A 24920-nucleotide genomic window follows, 5' to 3' on the forward strand; every position below is an offset into this window, starting at 1 on the left:
GGCGATCAGATCGCGCTGTCGGCGATGATGGCTCGCAGTTCCTCGATGAACTCGGGCGGCTGATTTTGGTCGCCCCAGAGTGTCGTCGTGCTGGTGTTCCACAGCCTGTCGGGCACGGCTGTGGGCGTCAGCATGACGCCGAGGGTGCAGTGTTCCCAGTCGCCGATGGCGGTGCTGTAGTCGTGGTGCAACACCTGCATCCGAAAAGCCAACGCATGTTTGGCTTCTTCGGAGAGCTTTGATGCGACGATGAACAACAAGGGGTCGAATTCGCCCGGGTTGGGGATCACCGTACGGCTGTGAGTGAGCGTTCCGTCGCCTTCGTGCTGGGCGGCGGATTTCATGAACTTCACCAGTGTGCGGCCGAGCTCACTGCGGTTGCCGATCGGTAGCCCGTCCAGCGCGGCGAGCATGAGCAGCCGATCCTTCTCCCTGTCCTCGGGGATCGGGGTGTTCGCCACGTCTTCCATGATCATTCGATATAGGACGTGTGCGGCGCGGTCCTCGCGGCCGACTGGTTCGAGCGGGGCCCGGGCGGTCGAGGCGATCGTTGTCGGCTTCGCATTGACGAGGGGAGCCACCGCCGGGTCCACGGGATCAGGTGTGGCGGCTACATCGGCCAGGGCGTATTCGTGGTACCGGCGGGGTTCGCCGCCGAGCTCGACAATGTCACCGGCTCGGGCTGCGCGCAGGAGGTAGGCGAGCACGAATCGCGTTGAGCGCAGGTGGTCGAACAGGAACTCCCAGTCCCGGCGGAGCAGCACGATCGCCGGAACCTCGGTCGGGGCCGGAGGGGGCCGGAATCCGCGTGGCGGATCGGCGTGGTCGACGATCACCACGGTCAGCCAGGTGTAGTCCTTGCCGTCGACGGGCACTGTGCGGCCGCGGGCGTTGGTCATGTTCGCGCTGGTGAGCTTCAGCTGGCGTACGGTGCCGCTTCCCTGCTTGAGCGCCTTCGTGACGTTGCGGGTGAGCCAGGAGAGTTCGCGTTCGGTCTTGTCGGTGGGATCGGTGCGGCTCTTGGATTGGATCACGGCCGCGTGGTCGCCCACGAGCAGCAGCCCGTCGCCGAGTTCGCGCACGCCGGGGCCGACGCGCTGCTGTTCAGGCAGGAACACGAAGTCCGGCAGGCCCCAGGTTGCGGCCGCGTCGTGGATGGCGTCCTCTGCCGCGTAGCCCTGCGTCTCGCTATCAGGCAACGGGGAGGCGTCCGGGATACGGCGAGGTCGGCCTGGCCGCCGAGATGACGATCGCGTCGTACTCGCTCATGGAGTTCTCCCAACGGGTGTTCGTGGGTTGCCGGCCATGGCCAGCGCAGCGGCCGCCGCGTTGACCGCGGCGAGGACGAGGAAGGCATGGGCGTAGCCGCCGAGTACGCCGGCGAAGGCGGCGCCCGCGAACGGGGCGAGCGCCATGGTGATGGTCATCGGCGCGGACATGAGCCCGTTGAGCCGTCCATAGTGGACCGCGCCCCAGCGGTCGGTGATCGCGGTGGCCTGCAGCAGCGTGAACACCCCGCGCGCCATCCCGGCCACGACGGCCGCGGTGATCAGCGCGACCACCGACGTCAGGACTGACATCAGCGCGGTGGTGGCGGAGGTGGCGAGCAGGATGATCGCGGTGCGGGCGCGGACGCTGGTGGTGCGCGACAGCGTGGCGTAGCCGAGACGGCCGAGGACCTGTCCGGCGCCGCCGAGGCCGAGCGCTACTGCGGCAATCCCGGGGCTGACGCCGCGTTCGGTCAGCAGCGGCACCAGGTTCACCACGACGGCGAACGCCGAGAACGTCGCCATGCTCATCGCCACGACCAGCACCAGGAACGCTCCGCTGCGGGCGATTCTGCGTGGATCGTTGTGCTCGACATGCTCCGCCAGGGGCGGCTCGGCTTCGGGCCAACGCCCTTTCAAGCCCCACCAGTGCGCGGGGATCGTGATCGCCGCCAGGACCACGGCCAGCACCAGGTAGGTGTGGCGCCAGTCCAGGTGCGCGGCCAGCAGTGCCGTCACCGGAGCGAACACCGTGCTCGCCAGTCCACCGGCCAGGGTGAGGACGGTCAGAGCCGACACGCGCCGCGGCCCGTACCAGCGGGTCAACGCGGCGAATGCCGGCGGATACAGCACCCCGCTCATCGCCGCGCCGGCCACCGCCCACGCGATCACGAACCACGCGAGATTCTGCGCAGTCGCCACCGCGAGCACGGCCAGGACGCCGAGCACCGAGCCGGTGGTCATCACCGTTCGAGGTCCGCGCCGGTCCAGCCGCCGCCCGACCGGGATCCCGGCCAGTGCGGTGACCAGTTGCGCTCCGGACAGCGCGGCGACCACCGCAGTCGTCGGCCACCCCGTCGCGCGGGCGATGTCCGGGGCGAGCACTGGGAAGGCGTAGTAGAGGATCCCCCAGCTGGTGATCTGGGTGACGCACAAGATCGCGAGCACCCGGCGCAGCCCCGACCTGCTCAAGGACTGCGCCGCAGTGCTCGTGCTCGCCGGCACCAGGTCAGTTCGACGCGGCCGGCGGCGCCGACAGCGTCAGCACTTCCGGCTCGGCCGAGCCGCAACAGCCGGACGCGCGGCTGTCGGGCTCGTCGAACAGGCCTGCCCCGCCGCAGACCCCGGTCTCGGCCATGAACAGCTCGACACGGGCAGCGGCCTCGTGGTCCCCGGCCAGCTCGGCGGCGATGCTGCGAACCTGCTCGTACCCGGTCTGGGCGAGGAAGGTCGGCGCACGCCCGTAGCTCTTCATCCCCGCGAGGTAGAAGTTCTGCTCCGGGTGCGACAGCTCCTTCGCACCGTGCGGGTAGACGGTGCCGCAGGAGTGCACGTTCGGGTCGACCAACGGTGCCAGCGCGACCGGCGCCTGCAGCGTCCGGTCCAGCTCCAGCCGGATCTCCGACAGCCACCCCAGCTCCGGCCGGAACCCGGTCAGCGCGATCACCTCGTCAACCGCCTCGATGCGTGCGCCGTCCGCCGACACCAGCGCCACCCGGCCGTCGGCGACCGGCTCGACCGCTTCGGTGCGGAACCCGGTCACGATCGTGATCAGCCCCGCGTCCACGGCCTCCTTGGCGCGCAAGCCGAGCGCGCCGCGTGCGGGCAGTTGGTCGGCCTCGCCGCCGCCGAAGGTGTTGCCGATCCCGCCGCGGCGCAGCACCCAGCTGATCCGCGTCCCCGCCGCGCCCAGCCCTGCCAGCGCGACCAGCGCGGTCAGCGCCGAATGCCCGCTGCCCGCCACGACCACGTGCTTGCCTGCGTACCGGTTCTTCTCGGCGTTGAGGTCCGGCACCCGGTAGGCGATCCGGTCGGCCGCGGCGCGCTCGCCGATCGCCGGCAAGCCCTCGCCGCCGAGCGGGTTCGGCGTCGACCACGTCCCCGACGCGTCGATCAACGCCTGCGCCAAGACCCGCTCCTCGCCCCCGGCGGTGCGGACGTGCACGGAGAACGGCTCGCCATCGCGGCCACTGTCGACGATCCGGTCCCGGCCCCGCCGCGCGACGCCAATCACCTCGGCACCGAAGCGCACCTGGTCGCCGAGCACCGAGGCCAGCGGCCGCAGGTAGCGCTCCGTCCACTCCTGCCCGGTCGGGTAGTTGCCCTCGTCCGGCCCTGCCCAGCCCGTCGGCTCGAGCAAGCGCTCGGCGGCGGGATCGACCAGCTCCGACCACGGCGAGAACAGGCGGACGTGGTTCCACTCCGCCACGGCCGCACCGGCCCGCTCACCGCGTTCCAGCACCAGCGGCTGCAGGCCGCGTTCCCGCAGCTGCGCGGCCGCGGCCAGTCCCACCGGCCCGGCTCCGACCACCACGACAGGCAACTCGCTCATCCCCAGCACCCTTTCATCGAAGACGCTCTATCAAAGGCTCGCCGAGCAATGTATAGACCGACGTCGATTGACGCAACCATCGATGGCGGTCAATACTTGCGGCATGACGACGACGCTCCCGGTCACGGCGCCGGTGCTTCCGGACGCCGAGGCGGCGACCTACGCGGAGTGGTTCTCCTGCCTGGCCGAGCCGATGCGCGTGAAGATCCTGCACGCCGTCGCGACCGCAGGCCGGGAGCTGACCATCGGCGGGCTGACGGAGATCATGGGCCTCAGTCAGCCCACCGTCTCCCATCACGTCCGCAAGCTGGCCGATGTCGGCTTCCTGCATTTGCGCAAGCAGGGCACCTCGACCTTCATCACGGTCAACGAAGCGTGCTGCACCGGACTGCCGCACGCCGCCGACGCCGTCATGGGGTTGCTGGCGCCTCGCCCGTGCTGCCCGGACAACGTTCCCAAAGACGTCACCGTGCGGGCGCTGCGCCGAGGCGACTGGGGCGCGGTCCGCCGGATCTACGCCCAAGGCATCGCGACCGGCATCGCGACGTTCGAAACGGAGGCCCCCGCCCGGGACGAACTGCACGCCAAGTGGCTGCCCGGGCACCGCTGGGTCGCCGAGATCGACGGCGAGGTCGTCGGCTGGACCGCTGCCGCGCCGGTGTCCAGCCGGGAGTGCTACGCCGGGGTCGTCGAGACCTGCATTTACGTCGCGGAGGATCACCGCGGCCGAGGAATCGGCAGGGCCCTCATCCACAAGCAGGTCACCGAAGCCGACGCTGCCGGCCTATGGACCCTGCAGACGTCCGTCTTCAGTGAAAACCGTGCCGGCATCGCTCTGCACCGCACTGCCGGTTACCGCACTCTCGGAGTCCGTGAACGCATCGCCCAGCGCGACGGCGTCTGGCACGACACGGTTTTCCTGGAACGTCGGAGCCCGGTCAGCTGACTGGCCAGGTTCGGAGGACCCACGAGTTCGCCGACCTCGCCGGCGTCCTGGCCCCGCCCTCTACGACAAGCTCAAGCCCTACAGCCACCGCTACCGGCTGCACGGCACGCTGTGCGAGGTCTGTCGCGCGCAGGAAGGCTGCGAGCCCGCGCCCGCCGCCTCGCCGGGTGAGCGCCAGAAGGGTGGGCGGGAAGCGATCGTCGAGGATTGCCTGCAGAAAGTCGGGCAGCTCCGCGGACAGGAGTTTGTCGCGGCAGGTCGAGACCGCGGCGGCCGATCACCAGCGGCGCTCGATGAGGCCGGCGCGTTCGTTGGCGGTGTGGCAGTCGCGCGGCTCGAGGTGACCGCGGTGTTCGGCCGCTCTCGCCACCGAGAGCGCCGTCGGAACCGAGCAGTTTCGGGGTGACGACTCCCGCGCACGGGTCCTGCCGGGCTTCAAGCCTGGGCGGCCTCGTCGAAGCCCCGTGCGATCCAGGCCGCTTCGATCATCGGGAAGACTTCGCCGAGTGCGGTCTCGGGGTCGGCCGCGTCGCGGGCGATGGCGTAGGCGTCGATGACGAACCTCGCGACGGCTCGGCACACGGTCGGCGTGCGGTCGAGGTCGGGGTCGGCGGCGATGGCCGTGGCCAATGACTCGGCGTACCGCAGCAGCATGGAGTCCTCGTAGTCCCGCAAGGCGGGCGAGGAGTCGATCATGTGCCGGATGGGTGCCCTGTCGGGTGCCGCGCAGTGGCGGACCATCGCGTGGATTTCGCGGTGCAGCGCGGGGATGAGTGGTTCACCCGCGCGGTCGGTGACGGCCTGGGTGAGGCGGTGTTCGAAGTTCTCGTCCTGTTCGAACACCAGGGCCTCTTTCGAGGCGAAGTGGGAGAAGACGGTGGTGACGGCGACGTCTGCCGCGGCGGCCACGTCGCGGATGCCCACCGGGTCGTAGCCGCGGTCGAGGAACAGCCGCAGGGCGGTGTCGGCGATCTTCTGGCGGGTCGCGGCTTTCTTGCGCTCGCGACGCCCGGGTGGCGCGGTCACCGTCGGAGACTACCAGGTACGTAAAGCTAACTGTTCCAAAAGGCTAACCGTTAGTGCTATGGTCGCGGCATGAAGATGATCAGCTTCGCCGAGTTCGGCGGTCCCGAGGTCCTGCGTCTGGTCGACGCCGAGGAACCCCACGCCGGTCCCGGACAGGTGCGGGTCGCGGTGCGGGCGGCGGGGGTGAATCCCGTCGACTGGCGGCTGCGGGAGGGTCAGGTTCTCGGAGCGCACCCGATCGAGTTGCCTGCCGGGGTCGGGTTGGACGCCGCCGGGGTGGTGGACGAGGTCGGCGAAGGGGTCGGGGGAGTCGAGGTCGGTGACTTCGTGTTCGGGGAGGGTGCGAGCACGTACGCGGAGTTCGCGGTCTTGTCGGCGTGGGCGCGGATGCCTGCGGGGCTGACGTTCGAGGAGGCGGCCGGGTACCCGTCGGTGGTGGAGACCGCGGTGCGTGTCCTGCGCGAAGTCGGTGTGGAGGCCGGGCAGACGCTGCTGGTCAGCGGAGCGTCCGGGGGTGTCGGAACGGCGGTGCTGCAGATCGCCCGGGTCCGCGGGATCAGGGTGATCGGCACGGCCGGGGTGGTGAACCAGGACTATCTGCGCAGTCTGGGGGCGGTGGCCACGACCTACGGCGAGGGCTGGGTCGAGCGGGTGCGGGACCTCGGCCGGGTGGACGCCGCTTTGGATTTGGCGGGCTCGGGTGTGCTCGGCGAACTCGTGGAGCTGACCGGGGATCCGGCGAAGGTGATCTCGATCGCCGACCTGGACGCCCCGGAGTTCGGTGTTCGGTTCTCCGGTGTGGCCGGCAGTGTGCCGGAAGCGCTCGCCGAGGCCGTCGACCTGATCTCCCGGGGAACGCTCCGCATCCCGGTCGAGAAGTCGTACCCGCTCGCCGACGCGGCGGCCGCGCACGTCGACAGCCAGGCCGGGCACACCCGAGGCCGTCGCGTCGTGGTCGTCTGACCGCGGCAGGTTTTCGCTGGTGCGACACATGCGCCTGCTGCGTCTGTCACGCCGCCGGGCGGGGGCCGCGCGCCCGCCGAGACCGGCGCTCCCAGGCCGGTTTCGGCTGCGGCACGCCAGGGACGACCCGCCGACTTCACTGCCGGAATTCACGACAGGAATTGCCTTCGACCTGCTCACCGTCACGATCACGCGAGGGCAGGACTGCGTCTGCCTGCGACAGTGATGTCCGGGTGGACCTCACTCCCGCGGTTCTGGTGAAGCAAGGTTGTTCAGGTAGTGAATTTCGTAGTCGGCCTTGGTGTCTCGGTTTCCGACGCACTTGGGACTGTGGGGCCAGGCAAGAGTGACCGGAACCGGGCGCGGGAGCTATTCGGGAACCACCGGGATGCTCCTCTCGCCCGGGCGGATACCCCGAAGCGGGGCTGGTTCGCGGTATCCGCGCTCAGCTCGACACCGGCGGCCAGGAACAGGTGGGGCTCAACGCGCGTGCTGGGTTCAGGTTCGTTCGCCGGGCACGGGGCCGAGAGTGGACCACGCCGTGATGACTTCCCCGGGGCTAGGTCGAGCCGAACGTCCTGACCCGGTGAGCGGTGGTACTTCGGCGGCCTTTCGAGTCGCTGCACAACCTCGTCGAGGCTTCGTCGCGGGAGCTGGGGCAAGGGAGGCGCGTTGACGGCTGCCCAGCCGACTCGGGACAAGGACCTGGTGGCGGCGCGGTCGGCTTCAGTGCTGGGCGGCGAGCGCGTCGCCCAGCGCGGTCCGCTGGTAGAGGACGGAACGGCCTGAGCGAACCCGGTCGAGCAGCCCGGCCCGCCGCAACACCGTGAGGTGGTCGCCGACGGCGCCGACAGCCAGGCCGAGGCTCCTGGCCAGTTGGGTCGTGCTCGCCGGTGTGTCGATGGCCAGCAGCAGCCGCGCCCGTGACCGGCCCAACAGATTCCCGAGCGCGCCGGGCTCGGCAGGCCGGTTTTCCCACAGGGCGGCGACGCCGCGGGCAGGGTAGATCAGAGCCTTGGGCCAAGGGGCCTCGTGCTGCACGGCGACGCCCGGCCAGACGAACACCGACGGGACCAGGAGCAGGCCCTGGCCGCCCAAGCCGACCGTGCGGGCGGCCTTGGTCCGCAGCACTTCGATGCCGTGGTCGCGCCAGCGCACCCGAGCGTGCAGGCCGTCGAGCGCGGCCAGCCACCCGCCCCGGCCCAGCAGCCCGGCCCGGTGCACCACGTCGCGCTCGCAGATGGCCCGGAGCTGCGGCCAGTCCCGGGCGAGCAGGTCCTGCCAGGCTTCCGCCAAGGCGTCGGCCAGCCGCGCCACGACATCCGGGCCGTCGAGGACTCGGCGCACCTCCTCGTCGGTCACCGGGCGCAGCCGCAGGCACCCGGCGATCTGCTGCCGGGCCTGCTCGACAGCGGTGGCCCGGACGGTGGCGAGGTCGTCCTCGACGGTTTGCGCCAGGCTCCGGGGTGGCGGCGCGACGAACGTGGCCCCTTGCCATGGCGCGTGCAAGGCCAGCACCGCGCGGAACGCGGCGTTCCGGCGCAACCGGCAGTACGCCGATGTCAGCCGGGCCAGCCAGGAGCTCGGCAGCCGGTGGTCGGACCGCCCGTCGAGCCGCCGGAGCAGCCCGTCCAGCTCGAACAGCGGCGAGAGCGCGAACCGGCTGCGCAGCAAGTCATCGCTGCCGACCTCGAAGCGGAGCACGACCCGACCTTACGCTCCTGGGCGTAACTTTCGCCGCGGTCCTCGACCCGTTCCAGGCTCGGGCCATGACTTACGCAGCGGTCCTGGCCGACACCACTTTCCGGGCCTTGTTCGCCACCCGCACCTTCGCGATCGCCGCCGACACGGTGCGCATGGTGGCCCTGTCGGCACTGGTGTTCTCCAGTACCGGATCGACGCTGCTGGCCGCCGTGGCGTACGGGATCGGGTTCCTCCCGCAGCTGCTCGGCGGCAGCCTGCTCGGCGCGGTCGCGGACCTGCTGCCACCGCGGCGACTGCTCACCCTCGGGTACGCCGTTCAGTTCGGCAGCGGGCTCACGCTGGCGCTGGCGCACCTGCCGGTGTGGCCGAGCCTTGCGCTTGTCGCCGCCGTCTCGATGGTGACGCCCTTGCTCAACGGCGCTGTCGGCCGGGTGGTGGCGGACGTGCTCAGCGGCGAAAGCTATGTGCTCGGCCGATCGCTGCTCAGCCTGGCCTTGTCGGTGGCGCAGCTGGCCGGCATGGCCGGCGCCGGCGCGGCCATCGCCGCACTCGGCGCGCGCCACGCCTTGCTGATCACCGCTGCCCTGCACCTCATCGCGGCCGCCTGGGTGCGGCTTCGGCTCCCTGCCCTGCCGGTTCCGGCCGGGGAACCCGGGGCGCCGAGCATCGTGCGACGCAGCTGGGCGGGGAACGGGCAGCTGCTGCGCGGCCGCACGACGAGAACGCTGTTCCTCGCCCAGTGGATTCCGCCGGCCTGCGTCACCGCGGCCGAAAGCCTGCTGGTGCCTTACGTTGCCGTGCGCGGCTTGCCCGCCGAAACGGGTGGCCTGCTGCTGGCGTGTTTGCCGGTCGGGATGCTGCTCGGCAGCCTGCTGCTCGGCCGAACCGCCGGGCCGGCGCTGCGCCGCAGGCTGCTGGTGCCGACCATGGCGGTCGTGGGCCTGCCGTTGCTCGGGTTCGCGGTGCCCGGCCTGCCGGTCTGGGGGTGCGGGGCACTGCTGGTCCTCGCCGGCGGCGGGTTCTCCTACGAGCTGGGGATCCAGCAGCGGTTTCGCGACGTCGTCCCGGTGAGTGCCCGAGGTCAGGCGTTCAGCCTGCTGACCACAGGACTGATGGCCGCACAGGGCATCAGCCCGGCTATCGCCGGCGCCCTGGCCGGCTTCGTCCCGGTGGTGGACGTGATTGCACTGTGCGGCGCCGTATCGGTGCTGGCGGCCGTGCGGTTCCGGTTGCGTGCCGCGGAGGTGATGGGCCGGCTCACGCCGCCATGACGGACGTCTCGGCGCCGTGAAGTTCGGCTAGGGCGTCTCCCGTGAATAGTTGAGCTGGCCTCTGGTAGGCGTGCCGGGATCACTGTGGACCAAAAGGACGGCACCCACCAGCATGCCGCCGGGGCCGGAAAAGGGGGATGCAGCGACGACGTCGGAGGACTCGACCGGTCCTGCGGCGGCTGAGCACCGAAATCCACCTCGCCGTCGACGGACGAGGCCAGTCGATGTCGTTCCTGATCACCCAGGGCCAGGTGGGCGACGACCCACAGCTGGTTCCGCTGGTTGATGGCATCAAGGCCCAGCTGCTGAGCCGGTTCAGGCAGGGTGACTGCCGCGCTTCCCCAGGGCGGCCAGGTCCAGGCCGGAAATCCGTTCGAGCAGCTCGCTCTCGTTCTCGGCGAGGTGTGCGCCGACCGCGGCTCGGGTGCGTCCTGCGTCCTGCGCGCGGACGGCGTCGAGGATGGTGGTGTGGATGCGCTCGCGGCGGTCGCGTTCGCTGGAGGCGATGGCGGCGAAGTCGTAGACGAGTCGTGTGTACCGTTCGGCGGCGGCCCAGAGCTGTTCGAGGGTGCGCAGGTCCCACGCCGAGGCGGCGGGTTCGATCAGCGTGCGGTGGAACCGCTGGTGAGCCTGCCAGACTTCCTCGGGGTCGTCGTCTTCGAACCGGGCGATCAGCTCGGCGAGGCCGCGGACGTGGCCAGGCGGATTGAGTGTCGCCGAACGGGCGGCGAGTTCGGGTTCGATCATCTTGCGCAGCCCGTAGATCCCGGAGACGTCGGCAACGGACAGGGGCACGACCACGGCGCTGCGAGCGTGCTGAAGCTCGATGAGTCCCTGGCCTTCCAGCCGCCGCAGCGCTTCCCGGACCGGGATGTGGCTGAGGCCCATCTGGCGGGCCAGTTCGGCCACCGAGAAGCGCGCTCCGGGAGCGAGGACGCCGCGCAAGATCGAGGACCGGACCTCGACGGTGACCAGGTCGACCGCCGAAACCTGGTGTCCGGTCACCGGCTTGAACGCTTGGTCGGCCACGTGATCCTCCTGTTCGAAGTACGGTCGGCACCCCTCCGCCGCCTGCGCTATATCGTAGCGTCCTTACTTTCTGTGATCGATCTGCCTCCATCGGTCGATTTGCCCTGATTGAAGGCCTTCCTTTCGCTGGAAGCTTGTGTCTTCGCTCACCGTATGTCAGGCTGCCGCAACAAGCTATCGTATATCGTAGCGAGATGTTGGCTCGCAGGAAGCAGGCAACGATGCCGCAGCGCCGAGTGTTGATTCGAGGCGGTTCCCTCGTCTCGATGGACCCCGCGGTCGGAGACCTGACTGGTGACGTGCTGATCGAAGATGACGTGATCGCGGCGATCGGCCCCGAGCTGACGGTGGCCGAAGCAGCGGCAGAAGTCATCGACGCCAGCGGCTACATCGTGATCCCGGGGATGATCGACACCCACCGGCACCTCTACCAGAACCTGTTGCGAGGCTTGGGATCGGACTGGTCGCTGTTCCAGTACTGCGTGGCCATGTTCGGCACGCTGGGCCCGAACTTCACCGCCGAGGACATGCACCTCGGCAACCGCCTCGGCTCACTCGACGCGCTGGACTCGGGGGTGACGGGGGTCTTCGACTGGTCGCACAACCAGCTCACCCCGGCCCACACCGACGCGCTCGTCGAGGGGATCGAGTCCGCCGGCATCCGGGCGCAGTTCGGCTACGGCGGTTCGATGAAGCAATACGTGGAGTGCCTCGCCCCACCCTTCCGCAGCACCGCCCACACCGACGCGGCCGAGGTGCGGCGGCTGCGTGACCGCTTCCCGTCGGACACCGGCCTGATCACGCTGGGACTGGCTGCCCGCGGTCCCGACCTGTCGGTCATGGACGTGGTCAAGGCGGACTGGGCGCTGGCGCGAGAGCTCGGCATCCGGATCAACATCCACCTCGGGCAGGGCATCTTCCCCGGCCGGCCCGCCGTCGCGCCCCTGCTCGACGCCGGTCTGCTGGGCAACGACCTGACGTTCGGTCACTGCAACCTGCTCACCGACGAGGAGATGAAGGTGATGGCCGACCACGGCGTCACCGCGACCGTCACGCCCGAAGACGAGGCGAACATGGGCCACGGCTTCCCCCGATCACCCGGCTGATGAAGGCCGGAGTGGTGCCGAACATCGGGGTGGACACGTGCATCGCGGTCGGCGGCGACCAGTTCACCGCGATGCGATTCGCCCTGGGCGTGCCGCGATCCCAGCACAACGGTGCTCAGCTCGAAGCGGGGGAGAACCCGTGGGACCTGCAACTGTCGGCACGGGACGTGCTGGGCATGGCCACGATCGAGGGCGCCCGCGCACTGGGCCAGGCCGACCGGCTCGGCAGCCTCACGCCGGGAAAACAGGCCGATCTGGTGCTGATCAACACGGCCGACGTGTCGATGACCCCGGTTCTCGATCCCGTTGCCGCCGTCGTGCACCACGCCGGCCGCAGCACCGTGAGCGACGTCTTCGTCGCCGGCAACCGGGTGAAGAAGGACGGCCGCCTGGTCGGGGTGGACGTCGCCGAGCTGCACCGCTCTGCCTCCGCCGCGGCGCAGGGCATTCTCGCCCGTTCGGGCGTCCAGGCCGGCTGGAAGCCGCCGGCCGCCTGACCCCCCGAGCCGATTCCAGGAGGACTCTCGTGAGCAACGCAGCTCTTACCGCGGTCAAGGCCTGGTACAGCGCCATCTCCGAGCGCGACTGGACGACGTTGCGGAGCCTCGTCGATCCGGAGATGGAATTCGTCGTCGCCGACGGCTTCCCCGCCGGCGGCCGTTACGTCGGCCCCGAGCAGATCTTCGACACCTTCTTCCCCGCCTCGTTCGCCTCGTGGAGCGCCATCCTCCCCGAGGTCGACGAGATCTTCGCGGTAGCCGGGGAGAACGTCGTCGTGCGCGGCCGCTACGTCGGCCGCACCAAGGTCACTGATACCCCGTTCGACGTGCCGTTCGCCCACCTGTGGCGAGCCCGGGACGGCAAACTCGTCGGGCTCCGGCAGTACATCGACACCGCGGTGCTGCGCGACGCGATCGAGGGCCGCGCCGCCGTCATGCCGACGAAAACCGTCCCCTGAGGACAGTCAACCCGTAACCGCAGTACCCCTGCACGAAGGAAACAATCATGTCCCAGACCGACGAACTGACGCGCGAGCAGATCATCGCGCGCAACCTCGCCGCCGTGGAAGTGCACTTCCACAACGAAAATCCCGAGGGAATCGACCAGGCAGTCGGCGTCTACACCGACGACATCGTATGGGAGGTACCGGCCCGCGGCCTGGTCCTGCGCGACCGGGAAACGGTGAAGAGCGAGTACCTGCAGATCTTCGAAGCCATGAAGGTCCACAAGATCACCAACTTGCACCGCTTCGCGAACGAGGAGTGGGTGTTCGACGACAGCATCTTCGAAGTCACGCTGCTGACCGACGGCTTCCGCAACTGCCCGTTCCCCGCCGGAACTCGGTGCAGCATCCGGCTCGTGCACGCGTTCCAGTGCCGTGACGGCAAGATCTGCCGGGAGAACGGGTACGAGATCTGGCGCCGCGCCGACGACACCCTTCGCGTCCGCGACGACATCCCCGCGACCGCGACCGTCGAGGAGTTCCACTGATGACTGTGCTGCTCCTGGGGGCCACGGGCACCATCGGCCCGTACGTGGTCGCCGGCCTGCAAAGCCGTAACGCCGACATCCGGGTCCTGTCGCGCGACGTCACCAGGGCGCACAGCGTCCTGGGCCCGGACGTCGACATCCGGGAGGGCGATTCGGGTGACGACGACACCATCGCCGCCGCCGCGAAGGGAGTCGACTCGGTTTTCCTGCTGAGCGAGCACTCCCACGACATGACCGACCTGCAGCTGCGGGTGATCCGCGCGCTGCGGCGCCTGGGGCCGAGGATCGTGAAGCTGTCCGGAACCAGCTCCGCGATCAACCCCGACGGTCCCTACACCTGCCGCCAGCACTGGGAGATCGAACAGGTCCTCGCCGCGAGTGGTCAGCCCTGGTCGGTGATCCGGCCCAACGCGTTCATGCAGACCTTGATCGACGGCATCATGCTGCCCGCGGTCCGGGCGAGCGGGGCCATCCCCAATGCGATCGGCAACGCGGGGATCAGCCTGATCGACGGCCGCGACATCGGCGAGGTGTGTGCCGAAGTGCTGCTCGACTCCGCCTGGCACCACCAGACGCTGGTGCTGACCGGACCCCGCGCGGTGACCTTCGCCGAGATCGCCGCCCTGGTGAGCAAGGAGAGCGGCCGCGAGGTCGGCACCACCGAAATCACTCCTGCGGACGTACGCGAGAACCTGCTCTCCCGCGGGATGGCGCGCTGGGAGGCCGAGCACTTCGAGGAGATGTACCAGATTTTCCGCAACGGTGAATCCGAATTCGTCACCGGCGACGTCGAGCGCGTGCTCGGCCGGCCCCCGCGGACCGTCGAGGACTACCTGCACGAGCATCGCGACACACTGCTTCCCGCGGCGGCGGCGGGCGGCCGATGAGGCTGGCCAGCGCCGGCGGGCGCCTGCAGCTGCAGGAGGGAACCGAACTGGTCGACGTCGCCACGGCAAGCGGCGACCGGTTCCCGGCGGACCCGCAAGCGATCTACCCGCGGTGGGACGAGTTCCGCGACTGGGCCGCCGGTCGCGCACCCGCTCGTGGGCCGATCGCGCCGCCGGCCCAGGCCGGCGCGCCGGCTCCCCGGCCGGGACAGAGCGTCGGGATCGGGGTCAACTACGCCGACCACGCTGCTGAAGCGGCGATCGACCTTCCGACGGTACCGGTGGTGTTCCCCAAGTTCAGCTCCTGCATCGCCGACCCGTCGGCGCCGCTCGCGCTCTCCGGCGACAGCGTCGACTGGGAGGTCGAACTGGTCGTCGTGATCGGCCGCACCGCACGCCGCGTGGACGAGACCGATGCGTGGAGCCACGTCGCCGGGCTGACGATCGGGCAGGACATCAGCGACCGCGTCCTGCAGTTCACCGGCCCGGCGCCGCAGCAGTTCGGAATCGGGAAGTCGCTGCCGGGCTTCGGCCCCATCGGGCCCTGGCTGGTGACCCCCGATGAGCTAGCCGATCCGGACGACCTGGAGATCACCTGTCGGCTCAACGGGGAGATCGTGCAGCAATCGCGCACCAAGCACCTGATCTTCGGCGTCCCGGACCTCGTCGCGTACCTGTCCCGGCAGCTCACCCTCAATCCCGGCGACGTGATCTTCACCGGGACTCCGGCCGGGGTCGGATATGGCCGTAACCCCGCCGTTTACCTGCGACCCGGCGACGAACTGGTCAGCTGCATCGAGGGCTTGGGCGAGCTCGTGACGCAGGTCGGGCCGATCCGGAAAGGACTTCCCAATGGGGATTGTCAAGTCACGCAGCCGCCGGGATCGGAGGTGAAGCGTGGTAGCGGCAGTCGTCGCGGAGCATGGCCCACAAGACGTTGAGGCGTCGGCGGGCGAGGCAGAGCAGCGCCTGCTCGTGTCGTTTGCCCTCAGCTCGTTTGCGCTGGTAGTAGGCCTTCGAGGCGGGACAGGCCGGCAGGCTGGCCATGGCGGCAAGGTAACAGGATCGCAGCAGGCCGCGGTGGTAGCGGCGAGGCCGTCGCAGGTTGCCGCGGATGCGGCCGGAGTCGCGGGGCACGGGCGCGAGACCGGCGTAGCCGGCGAGACGGTCGACCGAGCCGAACGCGCTCATGTCGCCGCCGGTGGCGGCGAGGAACTCCGCAGCAAGAGTCGGCCCGAAGCCGGGCAGGGTGAGCATCACCTCGGCGTGGCGGTGCCGGCGAAACCGCTCTTCGATCATCGCGTCGATCTCGGCGATTTCGGTGTTGAGCGCGATCACCCCCTTGGCCAGCCGTTCGACCATCGCCGCGGCCAGTTTCTGTCCGGGCAACGTGGTCTGCTGCGCGGCGGCGGCCTCGATCGCCAGATGCGCGACGATGTCGGCGTTGCGGGCCTTGCGGTGGCGCAGCCAGTGGGCCAAGCGCTGCTCGCCCAGCCTGCGGATCGCGTCGGGGGTCTGGTAGCCGGTGAGCAGCAGCAGATGTCCTTTGCGGGACAGGTCAAGGCTGCGTTCCAGCGCGGGGAAGTATTCCAGCAACTGGTGCCGGATCCGGTTGATCTGGCGGGTGCGGTCGCAGATCAGGTCGGTGCGCCGGTTGGTCAGGGTCCGCAAGTCGACGGCGATCTCGTCCCCGGCCCGCAGTGGCCCGAGATCGCGGCGGATCCGGGCCTGGTCGGCAATGACGAACGCATCCTTGGCGTCGGTTTTGCCTTCGCCCCGGTAGGTTCCGGCGGCGCGGTGGACTTTCAGCCCGGTGATGTAGACCAGCGGCTGGTCGTGGTTGACCAGCAACCCGATCAGCAGCGCCGCACCGCCGCAGTTCAGATCGATCGCCCACAGCGCATCGGCGTCGATCGCGAGAACGTCAGCGATCAAGGCCAGCAGGTCGGTTTCGTCATTGCGGACCCGCCGCGACAGCAGCCGCACACCGCTGTCGTCGATCACCACGCAGTGGTGGTGTTCCTTGCCGATGTCCACGCCGGCCCAGATCCGGGGCACGACCACCTCCATCACTTGAGCTCCGCAGTTCACCCACAGACGACCACGCCGACGCTGTCCTACACAGCGATCCCATCGCATATCCCAATCAGCGGTCGTGCCGTCACGGGAGCCCAGGCGGCCAAGTCCTTTCAGCCTTAACACCGGCGTGAGCATGAAAGCCATACCTGAGCCCCAGGGCCCACCGATCCTACGAATGACCAGTTCAGACCCAACAAAGAAGGTAGGACAGTTGCAATGAGCGGGTCTTCCTGCCTGCCCTGCGAAATGGAGCACGCGGAAGAAGCGGCGGTCGTGTTCCGCGACGACCTGTGGGCGTGCGAAGTCGTGCCCGGGTTCGACGTCCCGGGCTGGTTCGTCCTGCGGGTCCGCCGGCACGCGCTGCGGATCGGCGGCCTCACCGAACGCGAGCTGGCGACCTACGGCCGCCGCCTGCGCGACCTCGTCGATTCCGTCACCGAGGTGACCTGCGCGCCGGCCACCTACACGCTGGTCTTCGGTGAAGCCAACCCGCACTTCCACGCCCTGATCGCCGCCCGCGGCGACGACGTTCCCGAAGACCGCAGGATGGCCGGAATCCTGCGCCAGCGCGAGGACCGGCGCGACCGCGAACGGGCGCTGGCGCTGGTGCCCGCGGTCGCACGCGCCTACCACCGCCGGGCCCTCGTGGAGTCGAAGTGAACATCGGCACCTTCCTGGAAAGGGGAGCGAAGCGAAACAGCGGCGCTCCCGCGATCGTTTTCGGCGACCGAGTCCTCGGTTACCCATCGTTGATCGACCGGGTAGGACGGCTGGCCGCCGGGCTCCGCGAACTGGGGTTGGCACGCGGCGACCGTGTGCTTCTGCTGATGCCGAACTGCCCGGAACTCGTCGAGTGCCTGTGGGCGTGTTTCCGGGGCGGCTTCGTGGCCGTCCCGGTGAACTGGCACCTGCACCCCGACGAGGTGGGCTACATCGTCGACGACAGCGTGGCCTCGGCAGTAGTCCTGTCCGAAGCCACCGCGCACGTCGCCGGCACCCTCGGAGGCGGCGTCCGCGTCATCCAGGTGGGCGCGGTGGGTGCCACCGCCAAGGTGTGCGAGTACGAGTCGGTCTTCGCCGACCATCCGGCACCGGTCGCGGACACGCAGGCCGACGACGCCGCCTGGCTGTTCTACACCTCCGGCACGACCGGCAAGCCCAAGGGCGCGGTGCTCACCCACCGCAACCTCACCGCCATGAGCCGCGCCTACCAGCACGATCTGGACGCTGTTCCGGACGGCAGCGTGCACCTGCACGCCGCCCCGCTCACCCACGGCAGCGGTCTGTACCTCGTGCCGACCACGGACCGCGGGGCCACGCACGTGATCGCGCCGGGTACCAGCTTCTCCCCGTCGGGGTACCTCGACCTGATCGAGCGACACCACGTCACCCACGCCACGTTCCTGGCGCCGACGATGCTCAACCGCCTCGTCGCCCAAGCCGCCGCCCGCGACCTGACGAGCCTGCGCAGCATCGTCGTCGGCGGAGCACCGCTGTACCAGGAGGACCTGCACCGCGCGACCGCGGCGTTCGGCCCGATCATCACCCAGATGTACGGCCAAGGCGAAGCCCCGATGACCATCACCGTCATGCCGGCTGACGAGGCCCTGTCCCGGCCGGGCTCCTGCGGACGCCCGTTCAGCACCGTGGACGTGCGCATCCGCGACGTCGACGGGCGGCCGGTGGCCCCGGGTGCGGACGGCGAAGTGCAAGTCAAGGGCGACGTCGTCATGCGTGAGTACTGGCACAACCCCGACGCGACCCGGCGCACGCTCGAGGACGGCTGGCTGCGCACCGGCGACATCGGCCACTTCGAGGACGGCTACCTCTACCTCACCGACCGCGCCAAGGACGTCATCATCACCGGCGGCTCCAACGTGTACCCGCGCGAGGTGGAAGAGGTCCTGCTCCGCCACCCCGCCGTGCGGGAAGCGGCCGTGATCGGTGTCCCGGATCCCGACTGGGGCGAGTCGGTCCGCGCGTTCGTCGTCGCCTCGGGCGTCACCGCAAGCGAGCTCATCGAGTACTGCGCGACGCGAATCGCGTCGTTCAAGAAGCCGCGGTCGGTGTACTTCGTCGACGAGCTCCCCAAGAACGCCACCGGCAAGATCCTCAAACGCGAACTCCGGCACACGAGCACCAGGTGAACAACACCATGACGAGCACCCTGCCCGCCACGACCGCGCCCGATTCGCGCCGCGCCGCGGCGTTGCGCGAGATCGAGCAGCGCATCCTGTGGCTGTCCACGGCGACCACCTGTTCACGAGCCTCGAAGAAGCGGTGACGCACGCCCGGGCACACGTGCGGCGCATCCGAAGCACCGCGGCCGACGCCCACTCCGGGGCCGCCGGCTGATCCACATGGTTCCCGACCCGATGGGCTCGTCTCCGGCGAGGTGCCGGCCGCCGCCGACCGGAAGCCGGAGGTCTATCCGCAGCTCCAGCGGGACGCGACGTATCACCCCGCACATCGACAAGACGCCCTTGGCGAGCCCGCCGAAGGCCGGCGTGCTGATCGTGGTGCCGACCGGCGGTGAGCACCGTCCGGACGATGTTGCCTCCGAACCACCGCGAACTGCTCCCACGCCCGCGCCGCGTCCGCCACGATGCGCAGACCGAGCTCTTGTTGTCCGCTGCCGGTTCGTTCCGGATCTATTGCTGCAGAAGCGTCGCCGATGTCCCGATACATGACATCCACGTACAGGCTTTGCGATGCATAGGACATCGGCGACAGTTATGCGTCAAGTGGGCAAGGTGCTCTGCGCCCAGCGCATTTGGCCGATTCGGTGAAGCCCGAGTGAGACGTGTGTGCTCCTGAGCTCGCGCGTTGGCGTCAGGAACGAAGGGTGCGCAGGCCGGTGCGGATTTCGCTGACCAGGATCTCGGGCTGTTCCAAGGCTGCGAAGTGCCCGCCTTTGTCGGCCTCGCCGTAGTGGATCAAATTGCTGTAGGTGTCTTCGATCCAGCTTCGTGGCAGGCGTGGGATGTCCTTCGGGAAGACGGTCACCGCGACCGGAAGCGTCAGCTTCGGGCCGGCGAGAGTGCCCGATTTGTTCTCCCAGTAGATGCGGGCGGACGACGCCGCGCTGTTGGTGAACCAGTAGAGGGATATCGCGTCGAGCATGTCGTCCATGCCGAGGGCGTCCTCGGCGAGCCCGTGGTTGTCGGTCTTGGACTGGAACTTCTCGTAGATCCAGGCGGCCTGACCGGCGGGAGAGTCCGCCAGGGCGAATCCGACAGTCTCCGGCTTCGTGCGCTGAAGGTGGTTCGACCCACCGAGATCGCCGTTGTAGAGGGCGAGGGTCTCCACGGCGTGGCGTTGTTCGGGCGACAAGGTGTCGGGTATCTGTGCGGGAAAGGCGTACTGGGTGTTCAGATGGATTCCGAGAAGCCCCTCGGGGTGCATGGCCCCGAGGGCGGTGGTGACGACGGCACCCCAATCACCGCCCTGTGCGGCCCATCTCGGGTAGCCGAGACGCCTCATCAGCTCCACCCACGCGCCTGCGATGCGCGATACAGTCCACCCGGTCTCCGTGGGCTTCTGGGAGAACCCGAACCCGGGGAGTGACGGGACGACGACGTCGAATGAATCGGCGGCGTCTCCTCCGAACGAAACCGGATCGGTCAGCGGGCCGATCAGCTTCAGGAACTCGACGATCGAGCCCGGCCATCCGTGCGTGAGGATCAGCGGCATCGCGTCGGGATTCTTGGACCTGACGTGGATGAAGTGGATGTCCAGTCCGTCGATCTCGGTCAGGAACTGGGGGAAACGATTGAGCTCGGACTCGAAGCGCCGCCAGTCGTAGCCGCGCTCCCAGTAGTCGACCAGGGATCTGGCGTTCTCCACGCGAACCCCTTGCGACCAGTCGCCCACCGTTTCCGGGTCCGGCCATCGGGTTCTGGCCAGTCGCTGCTTCACGTCGTCGATCTCCGAGTCCGGGATCGAGACGGTGAACGGGCGGACGAGGGTCGAGGTCGGCGGCGTCGGTGCGGTCATGGCCTTCTCCTGAGCTTCGAAGCGCGGCACAACTGTTCGTTGCACACTGGTGTGCAACCTACTTCATTGCACGCTGGTGTGCAATGATGCGTGTCGTGCCCACCGAGTCCTCCCGTGTGCGCTCGATGAACGAGACGCGCGATCGCATCCTCGACGTCGCCCTCGACGTGCTGGGGGAGAACCCCGACGCCGGAATGGGCGACATCGCCTCCGCTGCCGGCGTCGTCCGTCGCACGGTCTACGGCCATTTCCCCTCGCGCCTCGACCTGGTTCGGACGCTGATGGAACGGGCCGTCACCGAGATGACAGCCGTGCTCACCGAAGTCAACGCCTCCGGCGCGGAAGCGGACGCGATGTGGGTCGACTTCATCGCCCGCCTCTGGCCGGTGGCGCACCGGTACCGAGTGCTGTTGGCGCTGCGCCGTGGCGAGTACGGCGAGGCGATCCACGGCCTGCTCGGGCCGGTCGACGAGCTCCTCGCCGACCTCGTGAAACGGGGCCAGGACAGCGACGTGTTCGCGCGGCACCTGCCGGCGGGCATGCTGAGCCAGGTTGCCTACGGCGTCGTGTTCGCCATCGCGGACAGCGACCTGCCGAACGGGACCCTCGGCGCCCGAGCGGCGACGATCACGAGCCTGCTGATGCTGGGAGTTCCCGAGCCGCGCGCGATCGCTCTCGTGGGCGACCAGCCCTGACCCGTTTTCGCGACGACGACGCCAGGCCACGACGTCGAGCCGGCACGGTGTCCTGGCGACTCGCTCGCGTGGTCGATGCCTGCTGGTCGTGACTGTCAGGCAAGGTGCACTGGTTCTCCGCTGGGCATGCCCTGAGCCCGCGCCGCTTCCACGACGCGGGTCAGGGTCCGCGTCAGAAGGCGGTCACCACTGATTGCGTGGCCGTCGTCTGCGGTGCCGGAGTGTCGGCGGTGCGGCGGGCGCCGCCGGTCAGGGGCAGGCCACCGGTGGGGGCGAACATGCCCATGGTGAACGTCGAGCCGCTCGGTGCCGAGGCGATCGGGACGATCGGGAAGGCGTTGCCCCCGGCCCGGACCGACGTGGAGATGTAGTCGCCGAACATGCGGCCCTGCGAGGTGTTCGGGATCCACGACAGGCTCATCGGCCCGGCGACCTGGGTGGCGGTGCTCCAGCTGGTGCCGCCGTCGGTCGAGGAGATGAACCCGACGTCGAGCTGGCACGTCGCCGCCGTGCAGTTGGCGGTGGGGTAGAAGTAGTAGGTCAGGCCGATCCGGGCACTCGTGCCCGAGGTGGAGGCGTCGACGCCGACGCCGGGGACGAAGTGGTCGACCGTGCTGGTGGTGGCGTCGATCGGGACGCGCGTCGGCGCCGACCACGTGGTGCCGTTGGCGGACTTGCTCAGCACGATGTCGTTGCTGGGGCAGCCGGAGCGGAACCGGCAGTCCGACCACGCGACGTAGACGATGCCCGCACTGTCGATTTCGGCGGTGGGCAGGGCTTCTTCGCGCAGGCCGCCGGCGGCGTCGTGGTGGCTGATCGTGGCGACGGCGACGGTCGAGGTCCAGCTCGCGCCGCCGTTGGTGGAGCGGAAGCTGCGGATCTGGTCGTTGAGCGACAGGTAGGGGACCACGACGGTGCCGTTCGGCTGCACGACGGGCTGGCCGCCGAGACCGGTGTGGGCACCGGCGGGTGCGCGCGCCGGACCCCACGTGAGGCCGCCGTCGCTGCTGGTCTTCATCCGGATCGAGTCGCCGGAGCTGGTGATGTCGTACTGGGTGTAGCAGTTGCCGAAGAACGGGCTGGCCGCGGTGTTGTCGCAGACGATCCAATTCTTGTCCAACGATCCGGTCGCCGTGGTGATCGGATTCCCGAACGTTTTGCCGCCGTCGGTCGAGCGGCTGGTGAACACCGGCGTGCCGCTCGGGCAGTTCACACCGAGGGACGAGATCAGCCAGACGTTGTGCTTGGCGTCGAAGGCGACCGCGGCGTCGCTGATCTGGCCGCACGGGCCGCCGGTGTTGGCCGTCGTGCCGGGCAGGAAGCCGGAGGTCCAAGTGGCGCCGCCGTCGGCGGAGGTGGCGAAGCCGATGTCGGAGGAGCCGCCGCCGGAGACGCGGCCGACCTGGAAGGCGGAGACGATGGTGGTGCCGAACGCGAAGGTGCCGGGTTCGACCTCGGTTCTGTGCTGGGCTTGGGCGTCGGTGAACGGATCGGAGCTGACCTGGGTCACGGCGACGTTCGCGGACGCGGACGACGCGGAGACCAGGAGCCCGCCGATCACGACGGCCGGCAGAAGTGCGGCGACGAGTTTTCGGGACAGCGGCATGGCGCGTTCACCTTCTCCGTCGAGGTGAGGCAGCGAGGCGGGCAGCGGGTTCGCCGCTGCGGGCCATGACGAGTTCCGATCCAGCCACTCGATTCCACCGCGGTAAATCCGCCATGTGGAGGACCCGCCTGATCATCTGTCCCAAATAGATGGCTATGGGCGAATTCACGCAATTGCTGACGCGTGCCAAATATTTCGGCGACGTCGAGAGCTCGAACGATCCAGAACATTCGATGGCGGCTGAACGGGGGACGAGTTGGCCGTGCGTTTACCTGGTCCCGAATGGACAGTCGACAAGTCGGTAACGGTTCGACGTGGTACGGCGACGATCCGAGCGGCGGCCAAGGCGCGGGGTGTTCCGCGTGGCTGGCCGCGCACCGGACACCCGGTCAAGCAAGGGAGTACGCCGTGTCGCGTCCCCGCACCATTTCCGCGATCAGTGTGACGATTCTGAGTACGGCTGCACTCGGCGTGTTCGCCGTGGCCCCGGCCACCGCGCAGCCGTTCGGCTACCACCAGCTCACTCCGGTGCAGCAGCGCCACGTCTCAGGGCTGCTGTCCACGGTCCTCAACGGCGAAGACCCGGCGAACGCTGCCAGAGCGCTGGTTCCGAACGGGGTCTCGCCGTCGGCCGTCGCGCCGTGTGCGAACCGGTTCGGCGCGAACGTCAAGGTCAACCAGAACTGCCTGAACCTCGCCGACCCCGATCTGCAGGGCCGGTCCCAGGCGCAGAACGAAACCTGGGCCGCTGCCGATCCGAACGACCCCGACCACGTCATCGCCACCTACAACGACTACCGCCGCGGCGACGGCACGTGCGGCGTCAGCTATTCCCTTGACGGCGCCCGGACGTGGGCCGACGCGACCACGCCGAACGGCTTCAGCCGCGGCACCGACTTCGGCGGCGCGCCCCGGGAGTACTGGCAGTCCGGCGGCGACACCTCGGTGGCCTGGGATTCCCGCGGCAACGCCTACCTGTCGTGCCAGGTGTTCAACCGCGGCAACACCGTTTCCCCGAACCCGGACCAGTCCAGCGCGTTCCTGGTCTTCCGCGCGACCGGCACGAACGGCGCGTCCTGGAACTTCACCGGACGTCCCGTCGCCACGCACGACGACACGGCCGGGGCCGGGAACTTCCTGCTGGACAAGCAACTGCTGACCGTCGACAGCAATCCTCGGAGCCCCTTCCGTGACCGCGTGTACGTCTCCTGGACGACCTTCGCCGACGACGGCACCGGCTACATCTACGAAGCCTATTCCGCCGACTACGGCGAGACCTTCTCGGCGCCGGTCCTGGTCAGCGCCGACACCGCGCTGTGCGCCAACGCCCTCGGCTTCCCGACGCCACGCGGCCGGTGCAACCAGAACCAGGACTCGCAGCCGTTCGTCGGCCCGGACGGCGCGCTCTACGTGGTGTTCAACAACTTCAACAACGCCACCGCGAACCCGGCGGACAACCACAACCAGGTGCTGCTGGCCCGCTCGGCCGACGGCGGGCAGAGCTTCAGCTCACCGGCGCTGGTCGGCAACTACCACGAGCTACCGGACTGCGCGACCTACCAGAACGGCCAGGACCCCGGACGTGCCTGCGTCCCCGAGAAGGGGCCGTCGGCCAACTCGGTGTTCCGCGCGAGCAACTACCCGATCGGCGCCGTCGACCCGCGGAACCCGCGCCGGATCCTCGTCACCTACGGCTCGTACATCAGCCGGAACTCCCACGAGACCACCGGCTGCACGCCGACCGGGTTCAACCCCGCCACCGGCATCAACACCTACGACGGCGTGAAGAACGGCACCTGCAACAACGACATCGTCCTGTCGGCCTCGACGAACTCCGGTGCTTCGTTCGCCGGTGGCACCACCGACGTCCGGCAGTTGCCGGTGGTCACCACCGCGCCCGGCCAGGCTCGGACCGACCAGTTCTGGCAAGGCGCCGCGTTCAGCCCGGACGGCACCTTCGCGGTCAGCTACTACGACCGCCAGTACGGCGGCGACGAGACCACCGGTTTCTCCGACATCACGGTCTCCACCGGGTTCTCCCACGCCCGGGCGACGTCGAGCAGCATGCCGCCGCCGACGCAGTTCAGCGGCACCTTCTACGGTGACTACGCCGGAATCGCCGTCACCGCTCGCACCGCGTACCCGGTCTGGTCGGACACCCGCCCGCCGGACCTGTTCCTCTGCCCCGGCACCGGCACGCCCGGCAGCCCGCCGCGCACCTGCCGGGCCGGGGCACCGAACGCGTCGATCGCCAACGACCAGGACGCCTACACCGCCGGCGTCGGCATCCGCTGACGTCATC

The 24920-nt window shown here is 69.3% G+C and carries 23 protein-coding genes; 14 read left to right on the forward strand and 9 right to left on the reverse strand.

The genetic code is table 11. The features are described from left to right. Positions 1-5: 5 nt before the first annotated feature. From QRX60_RS29950 to QRX60_RS29960, 3 genes are all read right to left on the reverse strand, one after another. Positions 6-1199, reverse strand: coding sequence for a hypothetical protein (locus QRX60_RS29950; RefSeq protein WP_285994766.1), 1194 nt, complete (start codon positions 1197-1199; stop codon positions 6-8). Positions 1200-1265: 66 nt separating this feature from the next. Then, positions 1266-2459 (reverse strand): MFS transporter, encoded by a 1194-nt coding sequence (locus QRX60_RS29955; RefSeq protein ID WP_285994767.1) that lies wholly within the window; start codon positions 2457-2459, stop codon positions 1266-1268. 37 nt (positions 2460-2496) lie between these two features. Next, positions 2497-3819: an FAD-dependent oxidoreductase gene (locus tag QRX60_RS29960; RefSeq protein WP_285994768.1), complete on the reverse strand. Its 1323-nt coding sequence runs from the start codon at positions 3817-3819 to the stop codon at positions 2497-2499. Between the two features lie 103 nt (positions 3820-3922). On the opposite strand from QRX60_RS29960, the gene QRX60_RS29965 reads away from it, so the two are divergent. Further along, positions 3923-4765 carry a helix-turn-helix domain-containing GNAT family N-acetyltransferase gene (locus tag QRX60_RS29965; RefSeq protein ID WP_285994769.1) on the forward strand — a complete coding sequence of 281 codons (843 nt, stop codon included), beginning with the start codon at positions 3923-3925 and terminating at the stop codon, positions 4763-4765. Between the two features lie 435 nt (positions 4766-5200). On the opposite strand, the gene QRX60_RS29970 is transcribed toward QRX60_RS29965, so the two are convergent. Continuing rightward, positions 5201-5791, reverse strand: a complete 591-nt coding sequence (locus QRX60_RS29970; protein ID WP_285994770.1) for a TetR/AcrR family transcriptional regulator — start codon at positions 5789-5791, stop codon at positions 5201-5203. 69 nt (positions 5792-5860) lie between these two features. Between QRX60_RS29970 and QRX60_RS29975 the strand changes: the two genes are divergently transcribed. Continuing rightward, positions 5861-6754, forward strand: coding sequence for an NADP-dependent oxidoreductase (locus QRX60_RS29975; RefSeq protein ID WP_285994771.1), 894 nt, complete (start codon positions 5861-5863; stop codon positions 6752-6754). Between the two features lie 726 nt (positions 6755-7480). Here QRX60_RS29975 and QRX60_RS29980 read toward each other — a convergent pair. Then, positions 7481-8458 (reverse strand): DUF5937 family protein, encoded by a 978-nt coding sequence (locus QRX60_RS29980; RefSeq protein ID WP_285994772.1) that lies wholly within the window; start codon positions 8456-8458, stop codon positions 7481-7483. Positions 8459-8523: 65 nt separating this feature from the next. On the opposite strand from QRX60_RS29980, the gene QRX60_RS29985 reads away from it, so the two are divergent. After that, complete coding sequence (locus tag QRX60_RS29985) at positions 8524-9729, forward strand: MFS transporter (RefSeq protein ID WP_285994773.1); 1206 nt, start codon at positions 8524-8526, stop codon at positions 9727-9729. A 315-nt stretch (positions 9730-10044) separates the two neighbouring features. Here the strand turns inward: QRX60_RS29985 and QRX60_RS29990 are convergent, their stop codons facing one another. Further along, positions 10045-10758, reverse strand: a complete 714-nt coding sequence (locus tag QRX60_RS29990; RefSeq protein WP_285994774.1) for a GntR family transcriptional regulator — start codon at positions 10756-10758, stop codon at positions 10045-10047. A gap of 299 nt (positions 10759-11057) precedes the next feature. Between QRX60_RS29990 and QRX60_RS29995 the strand changes: the two genes are divergently transcribed. The 6 genes from QRX60_RS29995 to QRX60_RS30020 are packed head-to-tail and all read left to right on the forward strand — an operon-like array spanning position 11058 to position 15183. Continuing rightward, a complete protein-coding gene (locus QRX60_RS29995) occupies positions 11058-11864 on the forward strand; it encodes an amidohydrolase family protein (protein ID WP_285994775.1) in 807 nt (268 codons plus the stop codon). Continuing rightward, a complete protein-coding gene (locus tag QRX60_RS30000; protein WP_285994776.1) occupies positions 11864-12361 on the forward strand; it encodes an amidohydrolase family protein in 498 nt (165 codons plus the stop codon). Before QRX60_RS29995 ends, QRX60_RS30000 begins: the two co-directional genes overlap by 1 nt. 29 nt (positions 12362-12390) lie before the next feature. Next, on the forward strand, positions 12391-12822 hold the full coding sequence (locus QRX60_RS30005) for a nuclear transport factor 2 family protein (protein ID WP_285994777.1): 432 nt from the start codon (positions 12391-12393) through the stop codon (positions 12820-12822). 47 nt (positions 12823-12869) lie between these two features. Then, entirely contained in the window at positions 12870-13355 is a 486-nt protein-coding gene (locus tag QRX60_RS30010) for a nuclear transport factor 2 family protein (RefSeq protein ID WP_285994778.1), read from the forward strand. After that, positions 13355-14242 carry an NmrA family NAD(P)-binding protein gene (locus QRX60_RS30015; RefSeq protein ID WP_285994779.1) on the forward strand — a complete coding sequence of 296 codons (888 nt, stop codon included), beginning with the start codon at positions 13355-13357 and terminating at the stop codon, positions 14240-14242. The genes QRX60_RS30010 and QRX60_RS30015 overlap by 1 nt, the downstream gene beginning before the upstream one ends. Beyond that, positions 14239-15183: a fumarylacetoacetate hydrolase family protein gene (locus QRX60_RS30020; RefSeq protein ID WP_285994780.1), complete on the forward strand. Its 945-nt coding sequence runs from the start codon at positions 14239-14241 to the stop codon at positions 15181-15183. The genes QRX60_RS30015 and QRX60_RS30020 overlap by 4 nt, the downstream gene beginning before the upstream one ends. Here QRX60_RS30020 and QRX60_RS30025 read toward each other — a convergent pair. Then, positions 15110-16312: an IS110 family RNA-guided transposase gene (locus tag QRX60_RS30025; protein WP_286003603.1), complete on the reverse strand. Its 1203-nt coding sequence runs from the start codon at positions 16310-16312 to the stop codon at positions 15110-15112. The two genes, QRX60_RS30020 and QRX60_RS30025, sit on opposite strands and share 74 nt — an antisense overlap. Positions 16313-16537: 225 nt before the next feature. Between QRX60_RS30025 and QRX60_RS30030 the strand changes: the two genes are divergently transcribed. The 3 genes from QRX60_RS30030 to QRX60_RS30040 are packed head-to-tail and all read left to right on the forward strand — an operon-like array spanning position 16538 to position 18605. After that, entirely contained in the window at positions 16538-16981 is a 444-nt protein-coding gene (locus QRX60_RS30030) for a DUF2746 domain-containing protein (RefSeq protein ID WP_285994781.1), read from the forward strand. Then, positions 16978-18468 carry a class I adenylate-forming enzyme family protein gene (locus tag QRX60_RS30035; RefSeq protein ID WP_285994782.1) on the forward strand — a complete coding sequence of 497 codons (1491 nt, stop codon included), beginning with the start codon at positions 16978-16980 and terminating at the stop codon, positions 18466-18468. The genes QRX60_RS30030 and QRX60_RS30035 overlap by 4 nt, the downstream gene beginning before the upstream one ends. A gap of 8 nt (positions 18469-18476) precedes the next feature. Further along, on the forward strand, positions 18477-18605 hold the full coding sequence (locus QRX60_RS30040; RefSeq protein ID WP_285994783.1) for a hypothetical protein: 129 nt from the start codon (positions 18477-18479) through the stop codon (positions 18603-18605). A 548-nt stretch (positions 18606-19153) separates the two neighbouring features. Here QRX60_RS30040 and QRX60_RS30045 read toward each other — a convergent pair. Next, positions 19154-20317: an epoxide hydrolase family protein gene (locus tag QRX60_RS30045; RefSeq protein ID WP_285994784.1), complete on the reverse strand. Its 1164-nt coding sequence runs from the start codon at positions 20315-20317 to the stop codon at positions 19154-19156. A gap of 95 nt (positions 20318-20412) precedes the next feature. Between QRX60_RS30045 and QRX60_RS30050 the strand changes: the two genes are divergently transcribed. Continuing rightward, the gene (locus tag QRX60_RS30050) at positions 20413-21012 is read left to right on the forward strand and encodes a TetR/AcrR family transcriptional regulator (protein WP_285994785.1); all 600 of its coding nucleotides are present in this window, start codon (positions 20413-20415) and stop codon (positions 21010-21012) included. A gap of 172 nt (positions 21013-21184) precedes the next feature. On the opposite strand, the gene QRX60_RS30055 is transcribed toward QRX60_RS30050, so the two are convergent. Next, complete coding sequence (locus QRX60_RS30055) at positions 21185-22618, reverse strand: sialidase family protein (RefSeq protein WP_285994786.1); 1434 nt, start codon at positions 22616-22618, stop codon at positions 21185-21187. Between the two features lie 441 nt (positions 22619-23059). On the opposite strand from QRX60_RS30055, the gene QRX60_RS30060 reads away from it, so the two are divergent. Next, positions 23060-24913 (forward strand): exo-alpha-sialidase, encoded by a 1854-nt coding sequence (locus QRX60_RS30060; RefSeq protein ID WP_285994787.1) that lies wholly within the window; start codon positions 23060-23062, stop codon positions 24911-24913. Positions 24914-24920: the final 7 nt, after the last annotated feature.

This window comes from Amycolatopsis mongoliensis (genome assembly GCF_030285665.1).
In the GTDB taxonomy this organism is placed as follows: Bacteria; Actinomycetota; Actinomycetes; order Mycobacteriales; family Pseudonocardiaceae; genus Amycolatopsis; species Amycolatopsis mongoliensis.